At 40.4% G+C, this 22997-nt stretch carries 19 protein-coding genes; 10 read left to right on the forward strand and 9 right to left on the reverse strand.

All coding sequences use genetic code 11. The features are described from left to right. Positions 1-163: 163 nt before the first annotated feature. The 6 genes from aroA to AC1DYB_RS25545 form a co-directional block, all read right to left on the reverse strand. On the reverse strand, positions 164-1474 hold the full coding sequence (gene aroA, locus AC1DYB_RS25520) for a 3-phosphoshikimate 1-carboxyvinyltransferase (RefSeq protein WP_477439124.1): 1311 nt from the start codon (positions 1472-1474) through the stop codon (positions 164-166). Positions 1475-1481: 7 nt separating this feature from the next. Next, positions 1482-2609 (reverse strand): chorismate mutase, encoded by a 1128-nt coding sequence (locus AC1DYB_RS25525; RefSeq protein WP_477395067.1) that lies wholly within the window; start codon positions 2607-2609, stop codon positions 1482-1484. A 101-nt stretch (positions 2610-2710) separates the two neighbouring features. Then, the gene (locus AC1DYB_RS25530; protein ID WP_295711931.1) at positions 2711-3616 is read right to left on the reverse strand and encodes a prephenate dehydratase; all 906 of its coding nucleotides are present in this window, start codon (positions 3614-3616) and stop codon (positions 2711-2713) included. Positions 3617-3939: 323 nt separating this feature from the next. Further along, positions 3940-4863, reverse strand: coding sequence for a sterol desaturase family protein (locus AC1DYB_RS25535; RefSeq protein WP_295711933.1), 924 nt, complete (start codon positions 4861-4863; stop codon positions 3940-3942). Then, entirely contained in the window at positions 4864-5922 is a 1059-nt protein-coding gene (gene aroB / locus AC1DYB_RS25540) for a 3-dehydroquinate synthase (protein ID WP_477439127.1), read from the reverse strand. A 3-nt stretch (positions 5923-5925) separates the two neighbouring features. Then, positions 5926-6132, reverse strand: a complete 207-nt coding sequence (locus tag AC1DYB_RS25545; protein ID WP_295711937.1) for an RNA-binding S4 domain-containing protein — start codon at positions 6130-6132, stop codon at positions 5926-5928. Positions 6133-6190: 58 nt separating this feature from the next. On the opposite strand from AC1DYB_RS25545, the gene AC1DYB_RS25550 reads away from it, so the two are divergent. The 8 genes from AC1DYB_RS25550 (at position 6191) to AC1DYB_RS25585 (ending at position 16939) form a co-directional block, all read left to right on the forward strand. Beyond that, the gene (locus AC1DYB_RS25550; RefSeq protein WP_477439129.1) at positions 6191-7396 is read left to right on the forward strand and encodes a proline dehydrogenase family protein; all 1206 of its coding nucleotides are present in this window, start codon (positions 6191-6193) and stop codon (positions 7394-7396) included. A 79-nt stretch (positions 7397-7475) separates the two neighbouring features. Next, a complete protein-coding gene (locus tag AC1DYB_RS25555) occupies positions 7476-7811 on the forward strand; it encodes a DUF6616 family protein (RefSeq protein WP_477439131.1) in 336 nt (111 codons plus the stop codon). Positions 7812-8014: 203 nt separating this feature from the next. Further along, the gene (locus AC1DYB_RS25560) at positions 8015-8374 is read left to right on the forward strand and encodes a YciI family protein (RefSeq protein WP_295711942.1); all 360 of its coding nucleotides are present in this window, start codon (positions 8015-8017) and stop codon (positions 8372-8374) included. A 51-nt stretch (positions 8375-8425) separates the two neighbouring features. Further along, on the forward strand, positions 8426-9652 hold the full coding sequence (locus AC1DYB_RS25565; RefSeq protein WP_477439133.1) for an RNA polymerase sigma factor: 1227 nt from the start codon (positions 8426-8428) through the stop codon (positions 9650-9652). 123 nt (positions 9653-9775) lie between these two features. After that, on the forward strand, positions 9776-10648 hold the full coding sequence (locus tag AC1DYB_RS25570; RefSeq protein ID WP_295711945.1) for an OmpA/MotB family protein: 873 nt from the start codon (positions 9776-9778) through the stop codon (positions 10646-10648). 258 nt (positions 10649-10906) lie between these two features. Continuing rightward, complete coding sequence (locus tag AC1DYB_RS25575; protein WP_477439135.1) at positions 10907-13225, forward strand: PSD1 and planctomycete cytochrome C domain-containing protein; 2319 nt, start codon at positions 10907-10909, stop codon at positions 13223-13225. A 5-nt stretch (positions 13226-13230) separates the two neighbouring features. Further along, a complete protein-coding gene (locus AC1DYB_RS25580; RefSeq protein WP_295711949.1) occupies positions 13231-14688 on the forward strand; it encodes a DUF1501 domain-containing protein in 1458 nt (485 codons plus the stop codon). Between the two features lie 94 nt (positions 14689-14782). Then, positions 14783-16939 carry a c-type cytochrome domain-containing protein gene (locus AC1DYB_RS25585; RefSeq protein WP_477439137.1) on the forward strand — a complete coding sequence of 719 codons (2157 nt, stop codon included), beginning with the start codon at positions 14783-14785 and terminating at the stop codon, positions 16937-16939. Positions 16940-16985: 46 nt separating this feature from the next. Here AC1DYB_RS25585 and AC1DYB_RS25590 read toward each other — a convergent pair whose 3' ends face one another. The 3 genes from AC1DYB_RS25590 to AC1DYB_RS25600 form a co-directional block, all read right to left on the reverse strand. Further along, entirely contained in the window at positions 16986-18383 is a 1398-nt protein-coding gene (locus AC1DYB_RS25590; protein ID WP_477439139.1) for a L,D-transpeptidase scaffold domain-containing protein, read from the reverse strand. Positions 18384-18541: 158 nt separating this feature from the next. Next, entirely contained in the window at positions 18542-18955 is a 414-nt protein-coding gene (locus AC1DYB_RS25595) for a hypothetical protein (protein ID WP_477439141.1), read from the reverse strand. A gap of 151 nt (positions 18956-19106) precedes the next feature. Further along, complete coding sequence (locus tag AC1DYB_RS25600; protein WP_295711956.1) at positions 19107-20393, reverse strand: acetyl-CoA hydrolase/transferase family protein; 1287 nt, start codon at positions 20391-20393, stop codon at positions 19107-19109. 320 nt (positions 20394-20713) lie between these two features. Between AC1DYB_RS25600 and AC1DYB_RS25605 the strand changes: the two genes are divergently transcribed. Then, complete coding sequence (locus AC1DYB_RS25605) at positions 20714-21901, forward strand: PAS domain-containing sensor histidine kinase (protein WP_295711958.1); 1188 nt, start codon at positions 20714-20716, stop codon at positions 21899-21901. Further along, entirely contained in the window at positions 21898-22950 is a 1053-nt protein-coding gene (locus AC1DYB_RS25610) for a response regulator (RefSeq protein WP_477439144.1), read from the forward strand. The genes AC1DYB_RS25605 and AC1DYB_RS25610 overlap by 4 nt, the downstream gene beginning before the upstream one ends. Positions 22951-22997 lie beyond the last annotated feature (47 nt).

Below are 22997 nucleotides of genomic sequence, written 5' to 3' on the forward strand. Positions count from 1 at the left end.
TCATTGCGAGGAACGAAGCAATCTCTTTGCTATACAGAGGTACTCTACAAGTCCGACCTGTCTGTGTAGAGATTGCTTCGTTCCTCGCAATGACGCTTGGGTTTATGGGTTTTTGGGGTTTTGCCTTTCGCCTTTAACCTTTTGCCTTTAACCTTTTCGCCCTTTACCCTTGCGTTTCTTCCACCGTAAACCCTTGTTTTTCCAGATCAGTCCAAAAAGCGGGGTATGATTTGTCAACTACAGGCCCGTTCTCAAATTCCAGCTGAGGAATTATCAAAGCAAGTGGCGCAAAGGCCATTGCCATACGGTGATCATGGTAGGTGTTGATGAACATACGCTCTGGAATGAACTTTTCGCTGCAGTCCAATTTATAAACCTGGCCTTTTTCGATGAGTTTAACGCCCATTTTTGCCAGTTCTGTTTGAAGAGCCAGGATACGATCGGTTTCCTTAATCTTTAAAGTTTCAAGGCCTGTAAATGTGGCTTCATGACCTAAGGCAGCACATACAACAATAACTGTTTGCGCCAGATCAGGGCATTCCTTCATATCAAAGATCTTCCTGCTTAAAGGTTTGGCTTCTTTCAACAAATGCACACCGCCATCTTTAAACTGCGACGTGATGCCAAAGTTGGCCATGATCTCGGTGATCACACTATCGCCCTGCAGGCTGTAAGGTGTTAAGCCGGTCAGGAATAGTTCGGCTTCATCTGCCAAAGCAGCAATAGCATACCAATAGGAGGCTGCGCTCCAATCAGGTTCAATGTATAATGATGTTGTAGCAAATTCCTGATTTGATATTGCAATGACGTTATCTGTCCAAACGTGCTGTATATTTGCACTTTGCAACATTGCTAAAGTCATTTCAACATATGGGCGCGAAGTTAGTTCGCCCTCAATATGTAGTTCCAAACCAAAAGGCAGTCGGGCAGCGATGAGTAACAGGGCCGTAATGTATTGACTGCTAATGTTACCTTTAATACTGATCTTACTAGTGAGCTGCTCGAAACTGCCTTTTAGTTTTATAGGAGGATAGCCCTCTTTTTCTTCATAATCAATATGGGCACCCAGTTCCCGCAACGCATCAACCAATACACCAATTGGCCTTTCCTTCATCCTTTGACTGCCGGTTAAAATTACTTCATCATCCTGAATAGCATAATAGGCAGTTAAAAAGCGCATAGCTGTACCGGCGGGGCCGATGTCAACCAGGTTCGGGGTTTCTGTTGCGGGATGCGGGTTAGCTTCATCGCCTGCCAAAACCTCTTGATTCCTGGCTTTTGATTCTTGACTGTTCCTTAAAATTCCTGCCAATAACACGGCATCTGCCGCATCCGAAACATTCTCTACCCGTACCTTACCGTTGCTTAACGCTTCAATAACAAGTGCCCGGTTACATTCGCTTTTGGACCCGGTAAGATTTACCGTGCCACTTATTTGTTTATTGCTTTTACTCAGGATGATGTTTTGCATCACTATATAATTATGCGTGTGTTAGTTTTTCTGCTGCTTGTCCGGCTTCGCTGGTGTTCATGATAGCTGTTTGTCTGCTGATAGATTCGGCATGTAAAAGCTCCAATAATTTCTCAGTAAACTCGTCGCCTAATTTTAAAGCTTTTGCATAGTTGGTGCGTTTTTGAAGAATCTCGTCCCAACGGCCAACCTGTAAAATGGTGATGTTATTATCTTTTTTGTATTGACCGATCTTGTCAGCAATTTGCATTCGCTCAGCAATTTTCTGGATAACTAAATCGTCAATTTTATCAATCTGGTTACGTAATTCGGCCAGTTTATCGTTTACTTCTGCATTACGGATCTCTGGTTTACGTAAAGCTAAGTGATCAATGATATCAGCAAGGGCAGCAGGGGTAACCTGTTGTTTGGCATCTGTCCAGGCTACGCTTGGGTCAATGTGCGATTCGATCATTAAACCTTGCATATCAAGATCCAAAGCTTTTTGTGATATGTAACCTATCAGATCGCGGTTACCAGAGATATGGCTTGGATCGTTAATGATAGGCAATTCAGGAGCTAAAGTTTTTAAAGCGATAGCGATATCCCACATTGGCTCGTTACGGAAAGCAGATTTTTCATAAGATGAAAACCCGCGGTGAATAGCAGCTAATTTAGTAATACCTGCATTGTTAATACGCTCCAGAGCGCCAACCCATAAAGAAAGATCAGGGTTTACCGGGTTTTTAACCATCACCGGAATATCAACACCACGTAAAGCATCAGCAATTTCCTGTACGGTGAAAGGGTTAACTGTTGAACGGGCACCAACCCATAAAATATCAACACCTGCTTTTAAAGCCTCTTCAACATGTTTTCCGGTTGCTACTTCAATAGCAGTTGGCAAACCTGTTTCTGCTTTAGCGCGTTTTAACCACTCTAAGCCAATACTGCCGATACCTTCAAACTCTCCCGGACGGGTACGCGGTTTCCAGATGCCTGCACGTAAAGCAGATACTTTACCAGTTTGGGCTAATAAATGAGCTGTGGCAACTAACTGATCTTCAGTTTCGGCACTGCAAGGGCCTGCTATTACCAATGGTTCTTTACCGGTTTTAATCCAGGTATGAAGCGGCTGTATGTTTAAATTTAGTTTCATCATTTTATTGTTTGTCCGGCTTTTTTGATTTTATAAGTCGGGGTTGTTATTATATTTTTTGCTTGTTTAATTATTGTTTATTGTTGTCGATCTGCAGGATCTTAAATGTTCCTCCGGATATTGATATATCTCCGTACCCGTTCAGTTCTTTGGGGTTTAGGGGTTACCGATAGCTCGTCTTCGTGTCTTTCATATTCGCCAAGTATATTAAAGTTTTGTGTGTATTTCAGAATCTGTCTTATCGCGTTATCATAGTTTTTTTGCTCGTCCCACTCAACATCTACATAAAAATTGTATTCGTTGCGTTTACCCAGAATTGGCATTGATTGAATCTTACTCATATTTAACCCTTCTTCGGCAAAAATATTAAGCACTTTAGCCAATGCACCAACTTTATTACTCACCTGGAAACAAAGCGATGCTTTATTAACACTTTTCTTTTCTACATTATCATGATGGGTAAGTATCAGGAAACGTGTAAAGTTTCTTTTATTTGATTCAATCCGACGCTCTAACACATCAAGCCCGTAAAGACTTGCAGCAAGTGAATTTGCAATAGCCACTGTATCTGTCAGCTGTTCATCCCTGATACGTTTGGCACAAGCGGCGGTATCGCTGCTTTCCACAATTTTTAAATGTGGGTATTCATCAAAAAAATCAACACACTGGCGTAAGGCTATGGGGTGCGAGGTAACATACTTTACATCCTCAAACTTTACACCCGGCAGCGCCATTAAGTGCAGTTGTATGGGGAGGTATATTTCGCCAACTACCGGGAAGCCATAATCAAGGAGTAAGGTGTAATTTGGCAGGATACTTCCGGCAATGCTGTTTTCAATAGCCATCACTACATAATCAGCTTCCCTCTTTTTCAAACTTTCAAAAGTTTGTTTAAAAGAGTTACACTCAATCATCTGGGCGTTTTCGCCAAAATATTTTAACCCTGCCTCTTCGTGGAAAGAAGCGCGGATCCCTTGTATAGCAACTCTTGGTTTTTCTATTTTCATAACCCCTGTTAAAGCAAAAAGTCCCGGCATTTTGTGCCGGGACTTTTTAAATTCTTTATGTGTGTTTAGTACATATTAGTCCCGGCTCTTACTGTTAAAGTAAAAGTAGTAACCATAAAAATATGCACTGTTAAATTTCATTTGTTTTTATTATGTTGTAAATGTACGGTAAAAAATGATTTTGTCAATAGATAATTTTATTTTTTGTGAAATTAATTGGCGTAACAGAATTTAATTTCGCAAAAACAGGTTTTGACTTCTTTTATTCTTGAAAAATGAATTCTTTGTTAATTTTCTAATATTTCATTTGGTACGCTATATCATTACGCCGAACTTTTCTGTTCAGAAAGATGAGTAATGTGCTGTATTTCATACTCCCGTTGCATCACCTTAGCAGTTTGCGTGCTACCGTCGTGGCTCCAGCCCGGCGGATTAAATAAATAACCCAATTTATTTTTAAAACCAGGTGCATGTTTAACATCGTGCATCAGGGCTTTCCATTCATGAAAAATTACATTAACAGGGCCCATATCTTCGGGTTGTTTGGTAATACCATACTTCACAGGCTCGGGTAAATCCTCATCACGAAATGTTCCAAAAAGCCTATCCCATAAAATTAATACCATGCCCATGTTTTTATCCAGATAAGGAATGTTTGATGCATGGTGTACCCGGTGATGTGCCGGGGTAACAAATATCCACCCGTACCATTTGGGTAATGGTACTTTATACTGTGTATGTACCAGGTTGCCGTAAAATTGGGTAACCAAATAGGCGTATAAAATATCCAACGCCGTAAAACCCATCAGTGCAAGTGGTAAATAGAAAAATACTCTGTACAAGGGCTCAAAAACCGTCGACCTGAATCCAGTGGTAAAGTTGAATTGCTCTGATGAATGGTGGGTCACGTGTATAGCCCAAAAAAAGCGGCAATAATGGCCTATGTAATGTAAAACCCAATATAGGAAATCCTGTAACACAATTAATATAGTCCAATACAGCCAGGTATTATGTATTTGAAACAGCCGGTATTGATAAGTAAAAGTCAGTATTATAAATGTACTTCCTTTAACTATCACGTTTGTTATAACGGCAAGCGAGGTAAGATAGATATTGGTAAGTGTATCGCGTGTTTTATAGTAGTGCCTGTCTTCCCAATAGCTCAAACCCATTTCAACCAGGGTTAAAACAACCAGCAGGCAAAGTATTACAATTGCACTTAATTGCGTTTTATCTAAATGCTGCATTTATAAATTTATGTAATATAATAAACTATCACAAAGTTCGGCTTCTGTGCAGATATTATCAATATTACATTGACCAATCTTGGTCAGCAGGGTGCAATTTATATTACCGTTTTGGTTTTTCTTATCCTTTTTCATGATTTCCAATAAAGCATCAAATGTTGATTCTTTAATAGTATAGCGCGGATAAAGGGTATTCAATGTTTCAGTTATCTCCTGCAGGTCTTCGGCAGGTAAACTTGTTTTTTTATGGGCAAGGTATGATTCGCAGACCATTCCAATAGCGATAGCCTCTCCATGTGATAAATGATCTTCATCATTGATCAACGAATAGGTTTCAACAGCATGGCCAATGGTATGGCCAAAGTTTAACGCCTTACGGATTCCTTTTTCATGTGGATCCTCAATCGTTATTTTATTTTTGATGGCTACAGAGCGATGAACCAATTCGGCAGATGGCTTAGTAAGGTCGCTTGCCTTTAATTGGTGCCAGTAGTCCGAGTCCTGGATAAGGCCGTGTTTCAGCATTTCGGCCAGGCCGGATAGTATTTGTCTTGGCGGTAAGGTTTCTAAGAAGCTTAGTTCAATAAATACAGCTTTTGGTTGGGTAAAGGTACCAATGATGTTTTTGATGCTATCAATATCGATACCCGTTTTGCCGCCCACAGAGGCATCAACCTGGGATAGCAGGGTAGTAGGGACATGTACAAAATCAATCCCTCTTTTAAAGGTAGATGCGGCAAAGCCGCCCAGATCGCTAATAACACCGCCGCCTAAATTAATGAGTAAGCTTTTACGGTCAGCGCCAAAGTCGATCAGCATTTTCCAGACGCCTATGCAGAAATCAATATCCTTGCTTTCTTCACCGGCATTTATCTCAATGATATCAAAATTGTCCTGATCTTCAATTTTACTTTTCACAAGCGGCAGGCAATGCTCTGCTGTATTTTCGTCTGTTAAAATAAAAAACCTTGAATAATGACCTTGCTTTACAAAATTAGCCAGTTCATCAATACTATTATTAAAATAAATAGGGTAGTTGTCGCTCTGAATGGTGTCCATAATTTATATAACCACGATTTTATTTCCTCTGAATTCAACCAGGTCGCCTCGTTTAACTTTAAGGCGTTTGCGGTAATCTACCTGGCCGTTATAAGTCACTTCGCCCTCACTTACAACTATTTGCGCCTCACCGCCTGTTTGTACTAAATGGGCAGCTTTTAGTAATTGTATCATCGGGATGAAGTCGCCTGTTAACTTAAATTCAATCATGGAAACGCAAAATTAAACTATTCATGGAATAATGAGTTATCATTTTATAATTTTGCACATGCTTTCTAACGAAACCGATAACAATTCCAAACACGCTAAGCTCTCTTTTGAAAATACAGAAATCGCTTTTCGTCATTCAACCAATACCGATCTTAGCCGCGCTTACTGGCTGTTCAGGATAATTAACGTTAACTTTTTAGTGAAGATCGGTCCGCCCGTAACCAATTTTGCTATAAAAATAGGTTTGCCTATTAAAAGTATCATTAAGGCCACCATATTTAAACACTTTTGCGGTGGCGAAGCCATTGCGGAGTGCGATAACACGATCAAAAACCTATACAGCGGAGGAGTAGGTACCATTTTGGATTACTCTATAGAAGGTGAAGATGATGAGGCTGTTTTTGACAGCACCCGTGATGAGATCATCAAGACCATAGTAAGGGCATCTAAAGATAAAGCTGTTCCTTTAACTGTATTTAAAATAACAGGGGTTGGCCGTTTTGCTTTGTTGGAGAAACTTGATGCGCGCTTAACGCTTACGCCTGAAGAAGAGCAAGAATGGCAAAGGGTTCAAAGCAGGGTATTGGCCATTTGTGATAAAGCCTATGCCAGCAATGTACCGGTTATGATTGATGCGGAAGAAAGCTGGATACAAGAAACCATCGATTTGCTGGCCTTAACTATGATGACCCAGTTTAATACAAAAAAAGCTATTGTTTATAATACCTATCAAATGTACAGGCATGATAAGTTGGCTTCTATATTAAACGATCATGAGATAGCCCAGAGTGAAGGTTTTATTTTGGGAGCCAAAATTGTACGTGGCGCCTACATGGAAAAGGAGCGTAAGCGGGCTTTGGAGATGGGTTACAATTCTCCTATTCAAACTGATAAAAAATCAACAGACCTGGATTATGATTCGGCGCTTGATTATTGTACAAGTCATATTGATCAGATAGCTTTTATTGCCGGAACCCACAATGAAGAAAGCTGCCGTTTGCTGGCCGAACTATTGGATAGTAAGCAAATAGATCATAAACACCCTCACGTTTATTTTTCGCAGCTATTAGGTATGAGCGATAATTTAAGCTTTAACCTGGCCAATGCAAAATACAACGTGGCAAAATATGTGCCTTATGGGCCTATAAAAGCAGTTTTACCGTACCTTTTTCGCAGGGCGCAGGAAAATACCGCTATTGCCGGGCAGATGAGCCGCGAGTTGAGCCTGATAGTAAAAGAGCGTAAAAGAAGAAGTACAAAGTAATTGTTTTAACAAGTCCTTTTTAATCAATTGTAATAGCTATTATTGTTTTCAGTTATAACCAACTTAAAACCAAATAATTATGAAGTATTACATTGAGGCCTGGAAAGCTAAGCAGGCGTGGATTGATATGAACCATGAACAAAGGGGGGCATACATGGTGCAGCTTGGTCCTGCCATACAACAGTTAAGTGAGCAGGGTACAGAAATTATAACCTGGGGCAGCAACGATGGCGATACTTTTAACCGCATGGATATGGATTTTTTTGCGGTTTGGAAATTCCCAACAGCCGAACTTGCCAAAACGTTTGAAGAACTTGTTGAAGCTGCCGGATGGTACGTCTATTTTGAACAGATAAATATAAAAGGAAGTCCTGCAAGCCCTAATGAAATTATTGGGCATCTTATAAATCTGTAACATATTAAGAATATTTCTTTCAGGCGGCTGTTCAAATAGCCGCTTTTTTTGTTTTAAAGTTTTGTGAATTGATCGTTTTCAATATTTTATGTAAAAATTTTTAGCCAACTGTCCAATAGCTTCCATTTCATTTGTTATCGGGGTATAATTCATATATTTATTAACCCGTCTGCCAGTAGGCAGCCAATTAAAGCCAATTCAAAATGAACGAGTATTTAATTTTAATGCGCCTGGATCTGATCACTAAGGAGGCCCAGCCATCGCCCGAGCAAATGGAAGGATACATGAAACAATATCACGATTGGGTAGGTGGTATTGCGGCCCAAAATAAATTTGTTGGTGGTACGGGCTTATCCATGGAGGGCAAAGTTATAAAACCCAATAATGTGATAACCGATGGGCCTTTTGCCGAAGTGAAAGAATCGATTGCAGGTTTTGTAACCATAAAGGCAAAGGATATGGATGATGCTGTAAACATGGCTAAAACTTGCCCGATATTGTTGGGCGATGGTAATAGCATTGAAGTACGTCAGATAACCGGAAGCCATCAGGATAACAATTAAAATGATGCTGCCAAAAACTGTTTGCATGCAGTATTTGGCGGCATTTTTATTATGAATACTGCAGAACTCATACCGCATTTATTCAGAACAGAATACAGGAAAATTGTAGCTGTACTTTGCAGGCGCTTTGGTTTTGACCAGATAGAAATGGCAGAGGATATAGCCAGCGAAACTTTTCTTACGGCTACGCAAACCTGGGGAATTACAGGTATCCCGCCAAATCCGCCCGCCTGGCTTTATAACGTTGCCAAAAACAAGGCTAAAAATTACTTGCAGCGTAGTTCCACTTTTAAAAGCAAGGTCTCGCCCGAAATAATAAATAGCACGCCCGATTTTTACGAAACGGAGATTGACTTGTCGCCCGAAAATATAAATGATAGTCAGCTACAAATGATGTTTGCTATTTGTAACCCGATAATTTCAACGGAGGCGCAGGTTGGGTTATCTCTTCGGATCCTTTGCGGTTTCGGGGTTCAGGAGATAGCAGATGCCTTTTTGACTAATAAGGAAACTATCAATAAGCGATTGTTTAGAGCCAAAGAAAAGCTCAGAGCGTTAAAGATTAAGATACAGCTCCCCGGATCATCAGAAATTGATGAGCGTTTAGCGCCTGTACTGACAACCATTTATTTGCTCTTTAATGAAGGGTGTTACTCTGTTAGCCAGGATAAAACACTGCGGAAAGATCTTTGCCTTGAAGCAATGCGGTTATGTACTATGCTTATAGAAAATCAAAATACCAATAAGCCCGATGTAAACGCGCTGCTTTCGCTCATGTGTTTTCATGCTTCGAGGTTCGAAGCCCGTTTCAATAAGAACGGTGAGCATATTTTGTACGAAAAACAGGATACCAGCTTATGGAACACCGATTTAATTAGCAAAGGTGGATATTTTTTAAGTTGCGCGGCAAGCGGTAATAAATTATCAAAATATCACATCGAGGCCGAAATTGCCTATTGGAGTACCCGGCAGGCGGATACAAAAGAAAAATGGGAAAGCGTTCTGCAACTTTACAATCTTTTGCTGCAGATAGAATACTCGCCTATAGCGGCTTTAAATCGCACGTATGCACTTTCAAAAGCGAATGGAAAGGAAGAAGCAATTATTGAGGCCGAAAAGCTGGAAATGAAAGATAACCACTTTTACTTTGCATTGCTTGGGGAACTTTATACAGATCTCGACAACTTGAAAGCGAAAGGTATCTTTGAAAAAGCGCTTTTACTTGCAAAATCAGAAGGGGATAAGCAAAGTATTAAGAAGAAGATGGATGAGCTGTGAGCGTTTTTTTTATCTAAAATAAAATCTCATTTGATTGAATAATGTAAACTTTTCGAATGGTATGTTGTTGATACGGCTAAGTTGTCCGTAATATTACGTTCAATTTTAAACAAATTACAGACTATGAAAATTTACCATTCATTACTGCTGATAATTATTATAGCAACAGTAACCCAAGGTTGCGTTAGCAACAAAAAATACAACGAATTGCAGGGTAACTACACCCAATTACAGAACAGCACCCGCGACCTCAGTGTAAAATATCAAACCAGTGAGCAGGCGCTTGCCGTAAGCACTGGCAGGGTAAAAAGCCTGGAAGAGCAAATAGCTGCCGAAAGATCAAATGCTGCCATTTTGCAGGATGCGCTAAATAAATGTTTAGCCGGTAACAACCAGGGGAATGTAAATATCTCCAAACTGGTAGATGAAATTAATGCATCTAATAAGTACATCCAGCACCTGGTTGAAACCAAAAACAAAAGCGACTCGCTTAACATGGTTTTAACAAACAACCTTACCCGCTCATTAAGCAAGGAAGAAATACAGGATGTGGATGTGAAAGTACTTAAAGGCGTAGTGTATATTTCATTATCAGATAATATGCTTTACAAATCAGGTAGTTATGAAATATCTGATAAGGCAGGAGCAACGCTGAGCAAAATAGCCAAGATCATTTCTGATTATTCAAGTTACGACGTATTAATTGAGGGTAACACTGATAATGTGCCTATTAAACAAGCCAATATCAGGAATAACTGGGATTTAAGTGCTTTAAGAGCATCATCAGTAGTACAGGCGTTGCAGAATACTTATAATGTTGATCCTAAACGTTTAACAGCTGGTGGCAGGGGAGAATACAACCCAATTGCTGATAATGGAACACCAGGCGGTAAAAGCCAAAACAGGCGTACGCAAATTATCATAACTCCAAAACTGGATCAGTTTATGGACCTGATAGGCAAAGCCCCGGAAACAAAAACGCCGCCTAAACAATAAAAGTTTCAACGCGTTTCTTAAATAAAAAGGCCTTAACTAATTCGTTAAGGCCTTTTTTGTTGCGTTATATTTGATATGCAAAATACTGGATCACTTGTTTGTACATATTTGAAAATACGGTTTTGACTCGCCATTTGAATTTGTTTTTACTAAACGAGGCAGTGTTAATTGTTTGTACATATTTTAAATTCTTGTTGTAAATTGTGTTGGAAATTATTAATTTTAATTTCTGAAGATCAATTAACCAATTTTAAACCAATGTTCCGGAAGTTGTATTATGTGTGGCTGGTGATAGCCGCTTGTGTTTTGTACACGCTTCATGCCTGCAATTCATCTGGCCAGGGTGATGCTGAACAAATACCTGATACAATCAGTTATAATTTTAACATCCGGCCCATACTATCAGATAAATGTTATAAATGCCATGGTCCTGATGCTACGCACCGGGAGGCAGATCTGCGGCTGGATATTCCGGAAAATGCTTATAGAGCATTAAAAGACAATCCATCAGCTCACGCTTTGGTACCAGGCGACCCGATGCTGTCTGAAGTTTATCGCCGTATTTCAACAAAGGATACCACAGAGCAAATGCCGCCGCCATCATCAAACCTAAAAAAGTTAACACCTTATGAGGTTGATTTGATTGAAAAGTGGATAAAACAAGGCGCTAAATATGAAAAGCACTGGGCCTTTGTTCCGCCACATTTATCTCCTGTCCCACAGGTAAAAAATAGCACATGGCCTAAAAATGCCATAGATAATTTTGTACTTCAAAAACTGGAACAAAAGGGTATTAGTCCCAATCCCGAAGCTGATAAAGAACGGCTTTTGAAACGGGTGTCGCTTGATCTTACCGGTTTACCCCCAAGCCTGCAATTGATGGATAGCTTTTTGGCTGATAAAAGCCCTGATGCTTACCAAAAAGTAGTTGATCAGCTAATGGCAACTCCTCAATATGGCGAAAAAATGGCGCTGCACTGGCTTGATGTTGCCCGCTATGCCGATTCTCATGGTTACCAGGATGATAATTATCGTACCCAATGGCCATGGAGGGATTGGGTGATACATGCCTTTAATGAAAACATGCCCTATGATAAATTTATCACCTGGCAATTAGCCGGTGATTTATTGCCGAATGCAAGCAAAGAACAGTTGCTGGCCACAGGCTTTAACCGCAACCATAAAATTACCGAAGAAGGCGGCGTAATTGATGAGGAATATAGGGTAAGCTATGTTACAGATCGTACCAATACATTTGGTAAGGCTTTGCTGGGTATTACGCTGGAATGTGCCCATTGCCATGATCATAAATATGATCCCTTTTCGCAGAAGGAGTATTATCAAATGTTCGCTTTTTTTAATAATGTAAAGGAAGTAGGCCTTCAATCTACCGTTGGCGGTCCGGAAACTTATGCCAAGCGGCCGATGATGCAGATCAGTAATGAAGATGTTAAAAAAATACTTACGTTTATAAACAAGCAGGATACTGGTAAACTCATTGTATCTGTAATGACGGATAGCGATAAAGTGCGGCCAACTTATATCCTTAAACGCGGTAATTATGATGCGCATGGCGATGTGGTTGAACCGGGAACGCCAAAATCAATATTACCATTTACCGCTAACTATCCAAAAAATAGACTGGGTTTGGCCGAATGGATGTTCAATAAAAGCAACCCACTTGCTGCAAGGGTATTTGTAAACCAGGTATGGCAGGAGTTTTACGGCAAAGGCATTGTAAAAAGCTCGGGCGATTTTGGTATGCAGGGCGATCTGCCATCACATCCCCAATTGCTTGATTGGCTTTCAGTTGATTTTATGGATCATGGCTGGGATATAAAGAGGCTGGTAAAACAGGTTGTTATGTCTGCTACCTACCGCCAATCGGCAGTGATTGGCCCCGAAAAGTTAAAGGCCGACCCTGAAAATACTTTGCTATCACGTGGCGTGCGTAACCGCCTGCCTGCTGAGTTTGTCCGCGACCTGGTGCTGGCAAGTAGCGGCTTGCTTAACCGTACCATTGGCGGACCGAGTGTAAATCCTTATCAACCACCCGGCCTTTGGGAAAACGCGACATCAGGCCGTGGAATATTGGCTAATTATAAGCAGGTTCATGGCTCCAATCTTTACCGCCGTGGCATGTACACCCTCATAAAACGAACCGTGCCGCCGGCATCTTTAGGGATATTTGATGCCAGTAACCGCGACCAATGCGAGGTGAAACGCCTGCGTACAAACACACCGCTACAAGCATTGGTGATGCTTAACGATCCTACAGTATTGGAATCTGCCCGGGTATTGGCTGCCAAATTGTTGCAGGATAACAGCGTGTCGAAAGATAAAATAATCAAGGCCTTTCGCTTAATTATGTGCCGTCATCCGCAGGAAAAAGAATTGGCCATATTAATTGCTTATTATAACGATGAGTTAAAAAATATGAAGGCAGATGATGCCAAAAAATTATTAAGCGTGGGCGAATATCCTGTGCCTGAAAACCTCAATAAAATAACGCTGGCGGCGATGATGAAAGTAGTAGATACAATTTATAACCTGGAAGAAGCGATAACCAAAACCTGATTGATATGGAAAAAGATTTTTTAGAAAGCAGGCTAAATATAAACAGGCGCAGGTTTCTTTCCAGATTAAGCCTGGGCATTGGCAGTATTGCATTGGGATCGTTACTTATTCCTGATCTTTTTAGCGGGAGTGGCGGCGAGAGTGAGGCTGAGTTTATACCCGGTATACCCAACTTTGCACCTAAAGCTAAGAGAGTTATTTACCTGTTCCAGGATGGAGCGCCCTCGCAATTAGAGTCATTTGATTACAAGCCCAAATTACGTGAAATGATGGGGCAGGAGTTACCTGCCTCGGTGCGTGGTAACCAGATCCTCACCGGGATGACCGCCAAGCAGGCTTCATTCCCGCTTGTAGGATCATTTTATGACTTTAAACAATATGGCGAATCAAGGGCGTGGGTAAGTGACCTCTTTCCGCATATTGGTAAAATTGCCGATGACATCTGTATCATCCGGTCAATGAACACTGATGCTATTAACCATGATCCGGCGCTTACTTTTTTTCAAACCGGGGCGCAGCAGGGCAATCGCCCAAGCATGGGTTCATGGGTAAGCTATGGTCTGGGAAGCGAAAATAAAAACCTCCCGGCGTTTACTGTACTGCTATCAAAAGGTAAAGGCAATGGCCAGGGAGTTTACTCTAAACTATGGAGTAATGGCTTTTTAGATTCTATTCACCAGGGTGTACAATTTAGCAGTGGTGAAAATCCCATCCTGTATTTGAATGACCCTAATGGGATGGACCGGCGCGAGCGCCGTAAAATGCTCGATAATTTAGCAGCGCTAAATGATATCAGCTATAAAGAATTTGGCGACCCCGAGATAAATACCAAAGTACAGCAATATGAAATGGCTTACAGGATGCAAACCGCCGTTCCTGAAATTATGGATGTATCAAAGGAGTCGGACGATATTGTGAAGATGTATGGCCCTGATTGCCTTATTCCCGGTACCTATGCGGCCAATTGTTTATTGGCGAGAAAACTATCAGAGAATGGGGTACGCTTTGTACAGCTATATCACCAGGGATGGGATCAGCACAGCAACCTGCCACAGGAAATGGCAGGACAGGCAAAGGATGTCGACCAGGCATCCGCAGCATTGGTTACCGATCTTAAACAGCGCGGTTTGCTTGATGAAACATTGGTGATATGGGGCGGAGAGTTTGGCCGTACCAATTATAGCCAGGGTAAGCTTGAAAAAGCTAACTATGGCCGTGACCATCACCCGCGTTGTTTTAGCATATGGATGGCCGGTGGCGGTATTAAACCCGGTTTGGTTTACGGCGAATCGGATGATTTTGGTTATAATATAGTGAAAGATCCCGTGCATGTACATGATTTTCATGCTACCATCCTCAACCAGTTAGGCATCGACCATAAAAAATTAACTTTTAAAAGCCTGGGCCGAAGATACAGGTTAACTGATGTTGCAGGCAACGTTGTAAAGGGGATAATAACATAACACAATTTTTTATTTTTAGGATGGACGGGATTTTAAGGCATTGGGCGCCTGGAATATTTTATAAGAGTTTAATTAAAAGCACCATTGCTAATATATGAAAGGCAACCATAAAGGTTTTGCAGACGGAACGTTATTTGCGCTAAATATTTTCATAGTAGTTTTAGTTGTTGCCGGCAATAACCTGGTTGTGCCGCAATGGCTTCAGCCGGTAGGGAGGTTGCATCCCTTGATCCTGCATTTTCCCATAGTGATACTTATGCTGGCTATGGTGATGGAGTTTTTTCGTTTTCGCGTTGAGTTTGCCAACGAAAAGCTATACCAGAGTTTTACCGATTACCTGTTATTGTTAGGGGCTCTTTTATCGTCTGTAACAGTTATCATGGGTTTGTTATTATCTAAAGAGGCTGGTTATGAAGGTAACACCCTACAATGGCACAAATGGTTTGGGGTGAGTGTCGCGTTTATGGGTTATGGGGTATACCTTATTCGAAACACTCCGAAATATACAGCTACACTGGCCAAAACGGGGGCATTAGTTACCGTGTTTTGTTTAATAGTTGCCGGGCACTTTGGCGGGAATCTTACCCATGGCGAAGATTTTGTTTTAGGACCCATCATGGATAAAGAGAAAAATCTGGTTCCGATTGATAAGGCGTTAGTTTATCAGGATGTGATAAACCCAATCTTCATGGCGAAGTGTCAAAGCTGCCACAACGCTGATAAAATGAAGGGCCGGCTTATGCTTACCAGCCAGGAGGCGATACTGAAGGGTGGTAAAAGCGGGAAACTCTTTGTGCCCGGCGACCCGGCAATAAGCTTACTTCTTCAGCGCGTGCATTTGCCCGAGGGCGAAAAAAAGCATATGCCACCAGTTGGCAAACCACAACTTACCGATGAGGAGAAAATGCTCCTTTATCTGTGGGTAAAGGGCAATCCTGACTTTAAGAAAAAAGTTATCAGCTTGCCGGCAACAGATTCCTTAAGGATGATTGCATCAAAACTGCTAAAGCCCGTTGAAAGCACTGAGGAGGTTTATGATTTTTCTGCTGCAGATGATAAGGATATTAAAAAGCTGAACAATAACTACCGGGTTATTTATAAGCTGGCTAATGAGTCGCCGGCATTGGCGGTAAATATCTACAATAAAAGCACTTACAATATTAAGGCTTTAGAAGAGTTAAGTCCCATTAAAAAACAGATTGTAGCTCTCGACCTTAATAAAATGCCGGTAAAGAATGCCGACCTGAAAGTTATTGCCAGGTTTGAAAACCTTCGGCAGCTTAACCTTAATTTTAGTGATGTTACGGGTAATGGCTTAAAAGAACTTGCCGCGCTTAAATACCTTAAAGGTCTCTCGCTGGCTGGCATAAAATTAAGCTTTGCCGATATAAAGCAACTAACAGCCATAAAAAGCTTAACTGAGCTGGCCGTATGGGATACCGGCTTAAAAACTGCCGAGCTGGAAACCTTTCAAAAAGCCAATAAACGGGTTAAACTTTTAACAGGATTTAAGGATGATGGAAAAGCGATAAAATTAACCAGTCCGCAGTTAAAAAATACAGCAATTGTATTTAAGCAAAGCTACCAGCTGCAATTAAGTAATCCTATTAGGGGAGTTGATATCCGATACACTACCGATGGCACTGCTCCTGATAGTATTCATTCCGCATCCTATAAATCCGGCGTAACATTTACCCAAAGTACAGTGATAAGGGCACGGGCTTTTAAAGCAGGGTGGATAGGTAGTGATACTGTTCAATTCAATATTTACAAAAGCACTTATACACCAGATAGTGTGGCCTTCTTGAAATACCCGGATGATAAATACAAAGGCGACGGCCCCAAAACAATAATTGATAAAGAACTGGGAGGAAACAATTTTGGCAATGGTAAATGGCTTGCATCACAAAAGGATATGGAAATGCTGTTGTGGTTTAATAAGCCCGTAGATTTGCACTCTATTAGCCTCGACGCGATGCGTAACACGGGGCCACAGATATTTTTACCCTCTAAAATTGAAGTATGGGGCGGAGCTGATCAAAATCATTTAAAACTTTTAAGTCATGCAGCTCCTGCTATGCCACTTAAAACTGATGCGTTCGGCATCATGAACCTGGAGTGTAAACTAAAAACAACCCAATCGGTATCTTGTGTAAAGTTGGTAATTAAACCACTTGCAAGCGTGCCTTCCTGGCATCCGGCAAAGGGCAAGCCGGGCTGGGTTTTTATAGATGAGGTTTTTGTTAATTAAGAGGTCCTGGCTAAAAAAAATGGTGGCACTTTCATCTATAAAATTCCTATTTCATACTTAATGATTGATTAACATTATAGAACTTCATTTCAAGGCTTTTATCCAAACTGTAAATATCATTGTAGGTAACTATTTCCCCGTCCTTTATCTCGCAGGTGAGGTAAGTGATTTTAATTGGCAGGGGTTTTTTTAAAGCGATGTTCTTATTAACATGATTGAGCATCCCGTTATGAAGGGCAGCAATTTTACTTTCAGAATTATCATTTTTTAATAAAAGTGTTCCCAGCTTTTCTGCATGTTCAACACCGATAGATCCATTACTCAGGTCCCTTTCTTTTTTCATAAATAGTGCCTGTTCCTTTATATCATGGAGATATATATTATAAGTGTTGGGGAAGTGAAAAGCAAGTGAACCTGGGGCGTCGATGAAAGATCGTTGAATGTTCGTATCCTTTTTATTGTCAGTAGCCAGTTGATTGTTTTGCAGGTGGAGGTTATCTGTTTTTACCTTAGGTAATATTTTTCCGGGTAACATTTTTGGCGGAATCTTCAATTTTGGAGCAGTGGTAACGAAACCAACAGTACTTTGCAATGTTGGGGTGGGGGTTCCTGGTTTGCCGGCTATTATCCTGAAAAAGTAAGTAGAATCCCGAAGGCGTAGTTTTAACGTGTATGATGGAATATTAATATGGATATAAGCACTGTCTTCAATATTTACCCATCTTAGCCGTTCCATATTAATTGCAATCTTCCTGATCACGGCCTGGGGAGTTTCATAGCAATCATTTTGGTATAAGCCCTCAAGCAAATGCATTTTACGCTGCATATCCCTGTATTCTTTTGATTTTGGCTGTACGCTCGCTATTGCTCCCATGGTATTGGTTTGTTTAAGCGCCTGTATCAAAAATCTATCAGCTTGAAAACGGCCATCTACATTGCCATCAACCTTACGGGCCGGATAATCAGGATTAAGTTTTCCGTAGTGCAGGTTGTTCATGAATGTTATAATAGCGTCAGTAAGCATAATGTCAAACCTGGCCTGTTGATCCAGGTTTACTTTGCCTGGTGTATCTAATATATTATGCAGTTTATCGTAAAGTAGTTCTTTGGGGTGATAATCAGCATGAGAAAGTCCGAATTGTAATACACAGTCAAGCATGAGCATAGCCTGCCATGTGGGCCCTTCCCCGTTTTGCGGTTTTATCCAGACAGGAGTAAATCCATTTTGCTTATATAACCGAAGTACTGATTTAGGGTAATATAAATGACTGCTTAAATCTTTGCTATTTACTTGTTTCTGAATTTCTTTACTAAATAAACTATCGCTTTGGAATACTTTTTTATCTGTATTATTAATGATTTTGGCGCAAGCTTCCTGGATATTAAAAGTTACCAGGATAGCGATTCCTATTAACAAAAAGTGTTTAACAAAAGTGTTTTTCATAACCATTAAATTGTGCTATAAAGTTCGGTTAAACCCCTTAGGCGAATAATGATCTATATCACATTTTAGATTGATAGTAAGCACCTGGAAGACAAAAAAAGAGGCCGCTCATAACCAGTATGACGCAGCCTCTTTCAATTATTAATTATGGGGTGAGATTAATTTACAACCATCTTATCTTCATGCTCAACATCAAGTATAAGATTAAATAGTTCCTGCTTTATTAAACGGAATTCGCGGGTTAGGTTGGTCATAAAATATTCCAATTGTACCTGCGTTGAGGCTAATGCTTCCGTATCTTCAGGAATAATATCTTCGGCCATTAACTCCAGTTGTTTTATTTGCTTGTTAAGCAAGTCATCAACTTCCATTTGTTCCAGTTTCTGAAGTGTTTTTCCGGTAGTAATGAGTTTATCAATATGGTTATTGTCCTTTAAGCGGGATATGTTGCTATCCAGCAAACGATGCAGGAACGAAGTTTCAATTTTGAAAAACTCAAGATCTGAGAGCCATCGCCGAGCTATGACATAATATTGTAATGATCTGGCAGACATATCGGTTGTTGTTTCCATATAAATTCAGGTTTTATTTTTTTAATTCCTGTTAAGTAATTTATAAATATCGAAACTGTTAGTAGGTACGTAGATGATGATCGTCATTTATAAAGGTGACAGTTCTCATATTTTCAAATGCTAAATTGGGCGTCCGCTTATTAAACAGGTTTTATCGGGCATGTTCAAATCTTTGGAAATAAGAATTTTCCAGTATTTCCCGATGATCAGGGTGTGCAAGTTCTATCAATGCCCTGGCTCGTTGCTTTAAGTTTTTGCCGAAAAGATTAACTATGCCATACTCGGTAACCACCCAATGCACATGCCCTCTCGTGGTTACAACGCCCGCACCTTGTTTCAAAAATGGCACTATGCGGCTAATGCCTTTGTTTGTTTGTGAAGGTAATGCGATGATTGGTTTACCCCCTTCAGACAGCGATGCGCCATGAATGAAATCCATTTGCCCGCCGATACCTGAATACTGATAGGTACCAATAGAATCGGAGCAGACCTGGCCCGTTAAATCAATCTCAATGGCACTGTTAATGGCCGTAACCTTCGGATTTTGACGAATGATACTGGTGTCATTTACATAACTTATATCCATTACCCTTACACTTGGATTATCATTTACAAAATCATATAACTTACGGGTTCCGGTTATGAAGGCGGTTACCGAGCGGCCGTTATTTAATTTTTTCTGGCTATTGTTTATTACCCCTGCTTCAATAAGTGGTATGATGCCATCTGAGAACATTTCTGTATGCAGACCTAAATTTTTATGTGTGCTGAGGTTTTTTAGTACCTGGTCAGGAATACTGCCAATACCTAATTGTAATGTTGCTCCATTATCGACGAGCGAAGCTACGTGGTAACCAATTTTTTCAACCACAGCATTGGTTTCAAAAGCATAATTTACTTCCGGCAGTTCGGATTTATGCCAAACCATAGCGTTTATTTTATTTATATGGACAAAACTTTCTCCATGCGTCCTGGGCATTAACGGGTTTACCTGGGCAATAACAATTTTGGCAGTGTCAACTGCTGCCCTGGCAATATCTACCGAAGTACCAAGGGAACAATAACCATGAATATCTGGTGGTGATACCTGGATTAAGGCCACATCTATTGGCAGAATGTTTTTTCGGAACAATTGGGGGATCTGGCTCAGAAATATCGGAACATAGTCTCCATCGTCACTATTAGCTACGGCCCTGGTGGCCGCCGAAACAAACAGCGAATTAAAGAAAAAGGATTTACGATGTTCGGGCCTGTCAAAATTCACATCACCAAGTGTTGTGATGCTAACCAATTCTACGTTATAAAGATCATTGTGTCTTTTTTGTAAGGCTTCAACTAAACACACCGGAGTAGCGGCACTGCCATGTATGAAGACACGGTTACCGGGCTGCACCAATTTCAATGCTTCGTCTGCAGAGATATATTTTATATCAATCATATAAATCTTAAGCTTATTTAAATTTCGTTTCAAAACTAAATCCAATTTGGCATTGAAAAGCTGATTGCCGACATGTTAAAACCTGACAGTGATCATTAAATGTACAATATGGCATCAAGCAGTTCTTTGTGATATTCTTCACCGAAATGATTACTGGGAAATTGTTGTCATTGCATTTAGGACTTTTTAATAGTGTCCGTAATTACTTTATATTATAAAAAATGACCATCATCACATTTCTATATGAAAACAGTTATATTTTAATTGGAGCTTTATGTTAATATTTGTGATGGATATCAATTTTTTGATAAAACTGCCTTATGGAAAACACCGCCCTGTTAAAAGCTATTATTGATAATGCCATTGATGGTATTATTACAATTAATGGCCGTGGAATTATTGAAAGCATTAATCCATCGGCCTGTAAGCTTTTTTTGTGTAGTCCAGAAGAGGTGATAGGCCAAAATGTTTCAACGCTTATGCCTCCGCCGGATAAAGAGCAACATGATGAATATATCAATCGTTATCAACGAACAGGTAGTCCACATATAATTGGTATTGGACGTGAAGTAACCGGATTGAGAAAGGATGGGTCAACATTTCCATTCCGGCTTGGTGTAAGCGAGGTTCCTTTTGCCGAGAGAAAAATATATACCGGATTTATCCATGACCTTTCGAGGGAAAAGGAAGCCGAAGATCAGTTAAGGAATTATGCCGCTCACCTGGAAGAGTTGGTTGAACAGCGTACAATGTCGTTGAAAAACACGGTGCAAGCCCTGCAACAAGCAAAAGAAGAGGTTAGCATTTCCCTTGAAAAGGAGAAAGAGTTGGGCCATTTAAAAAGCCGCTTTGTTTCTATGGCCTCTCATGAATTCAGAACGCCTTTAAGTGCTGTGCAACTATCAGCCTCTTTGATAGAGAAATATGCCCAGCCTTTTGATAATCCTAACATCAGGAAACATGTAGGGAAAATAAAAAATGCGGTAGGTAATTTAACAACCATCCTGAATGATTTCCTGTCGCTGGAAAAACTGGAGGCCGGGAGGGTAGAGGCTTCATGCACACGGTTTGATCTGGTTAAACTCGCTGAAGAAATAACTGAAGAACTGCAGGTGGTGGCCAAACAAAATCAAAATATTATTTATCAGCATACCGGCACTCATAGTATAGTTAACCTTGACCAAAATCTGCTGAAAAACTGTGTCATCAATCTTATCGCGAATGCCATCAAATATTCGGGCGAGAATACTTTTATAGAGTTTAATACGGAGATCACTGATCATGTATGCATTATTACCATCAGAGATAATGGTATTGGGATACCGGATGCCGACCAGAAGCATTTATTTGAAGCATTTTTCCGCGCTCACAATACGGGCAATATTCCCGGAACCGGTTTAGGTTTAAATATTGTGGCACGTTATACCAGTTTGATGAACGGGCATATAGAATTTAAGAGTAATATTAACCAGGGAACCATATTCACTATTACATTTCCAATATCATGAGTAAAAAAGTTTTGATTATTGAAGATAATAACGACATCCGCGAGAACGTGGTTGAAATTCTTGAACTTGCCGGTTACCAGGTGTTTGATGCCAATAATGGAAAAAAAGGAGTCGAAATTGCGTTAAAGGAAATTCCAGACATTATTTTATGCGATATAATGATGCCCGAATTGGATGGTTACGGTGTTTTATATATGCTGAATAAGAATCCTGAAACCGCGGCTATCCCGTTTATATTTTTAACTGCAAAAGCCGAAAGACTGGATTTAAGAAAAGGAATGGAAATGGGGGCGGATGATTATCTTACCAAACCATTTGATGATATGGACCTCCTGAACGCCATTGAAAGCAGGCTGAAGAAAAAGGAAATTCAAAAAAACTTTTATAGCAAGTCATTAGATCGTTTAAATAACCTTATCTCCAAAAATGACGGGCTTTCTGAATTAAAAAAGATCATCCAGGATCGCAAAAGCCGTCACTTTAAAAAAAATCAGGTTATTTACTATGATGGGGACAAAGGTTCTGGTCTTTACCTTGTTATTAGCGGAAAGGTAAAAACGATTAAACTTGCAGAAGACGGACGGGAATTGATGACCGGTATTTACGCCCATGATGAATACCTGGGTATTAACGCTCTGCTGGCCAATGAGCCTTACGCAGATACAGCAACCGCTTTGGAAGATAGCGTATTGTGCCTTATCCCAAAAGATCAATTGGAGCAATTACTTAATCTGTATCCGGAAGTTGCCCGCGAGTTTATTAAGCTTTTAGCAAATGATATAAGGGATAAGGAAGATCAGCTTATGCAGCTGGCCTATCATTCAGTGCGAAAAAGAATGGCAGAGGCCATGATCAGGCTATATCGCCAACAAAACGACGGTAAAGAAGGCTTTAAAATTACGCGGGAAGACCTCGCCGCTATGGCTGGTATGGCTACGGAAACTGTTAGTCGTACTTTATCAGATTTTAAGGACGAAGGATTGATTGAAAAAAAGGGCAGCCTGATCACCATTTTGGAGCCTGAAAAGCTTGCTAAAATGAAAAACTGATATAGGTCATTTTTTTGACTGACCTGGCTCATACTATCGGGGCAATC

It is taken from the genome of Mucilaginibacter sp. P2_A4 (assembly GCF_056405015.1).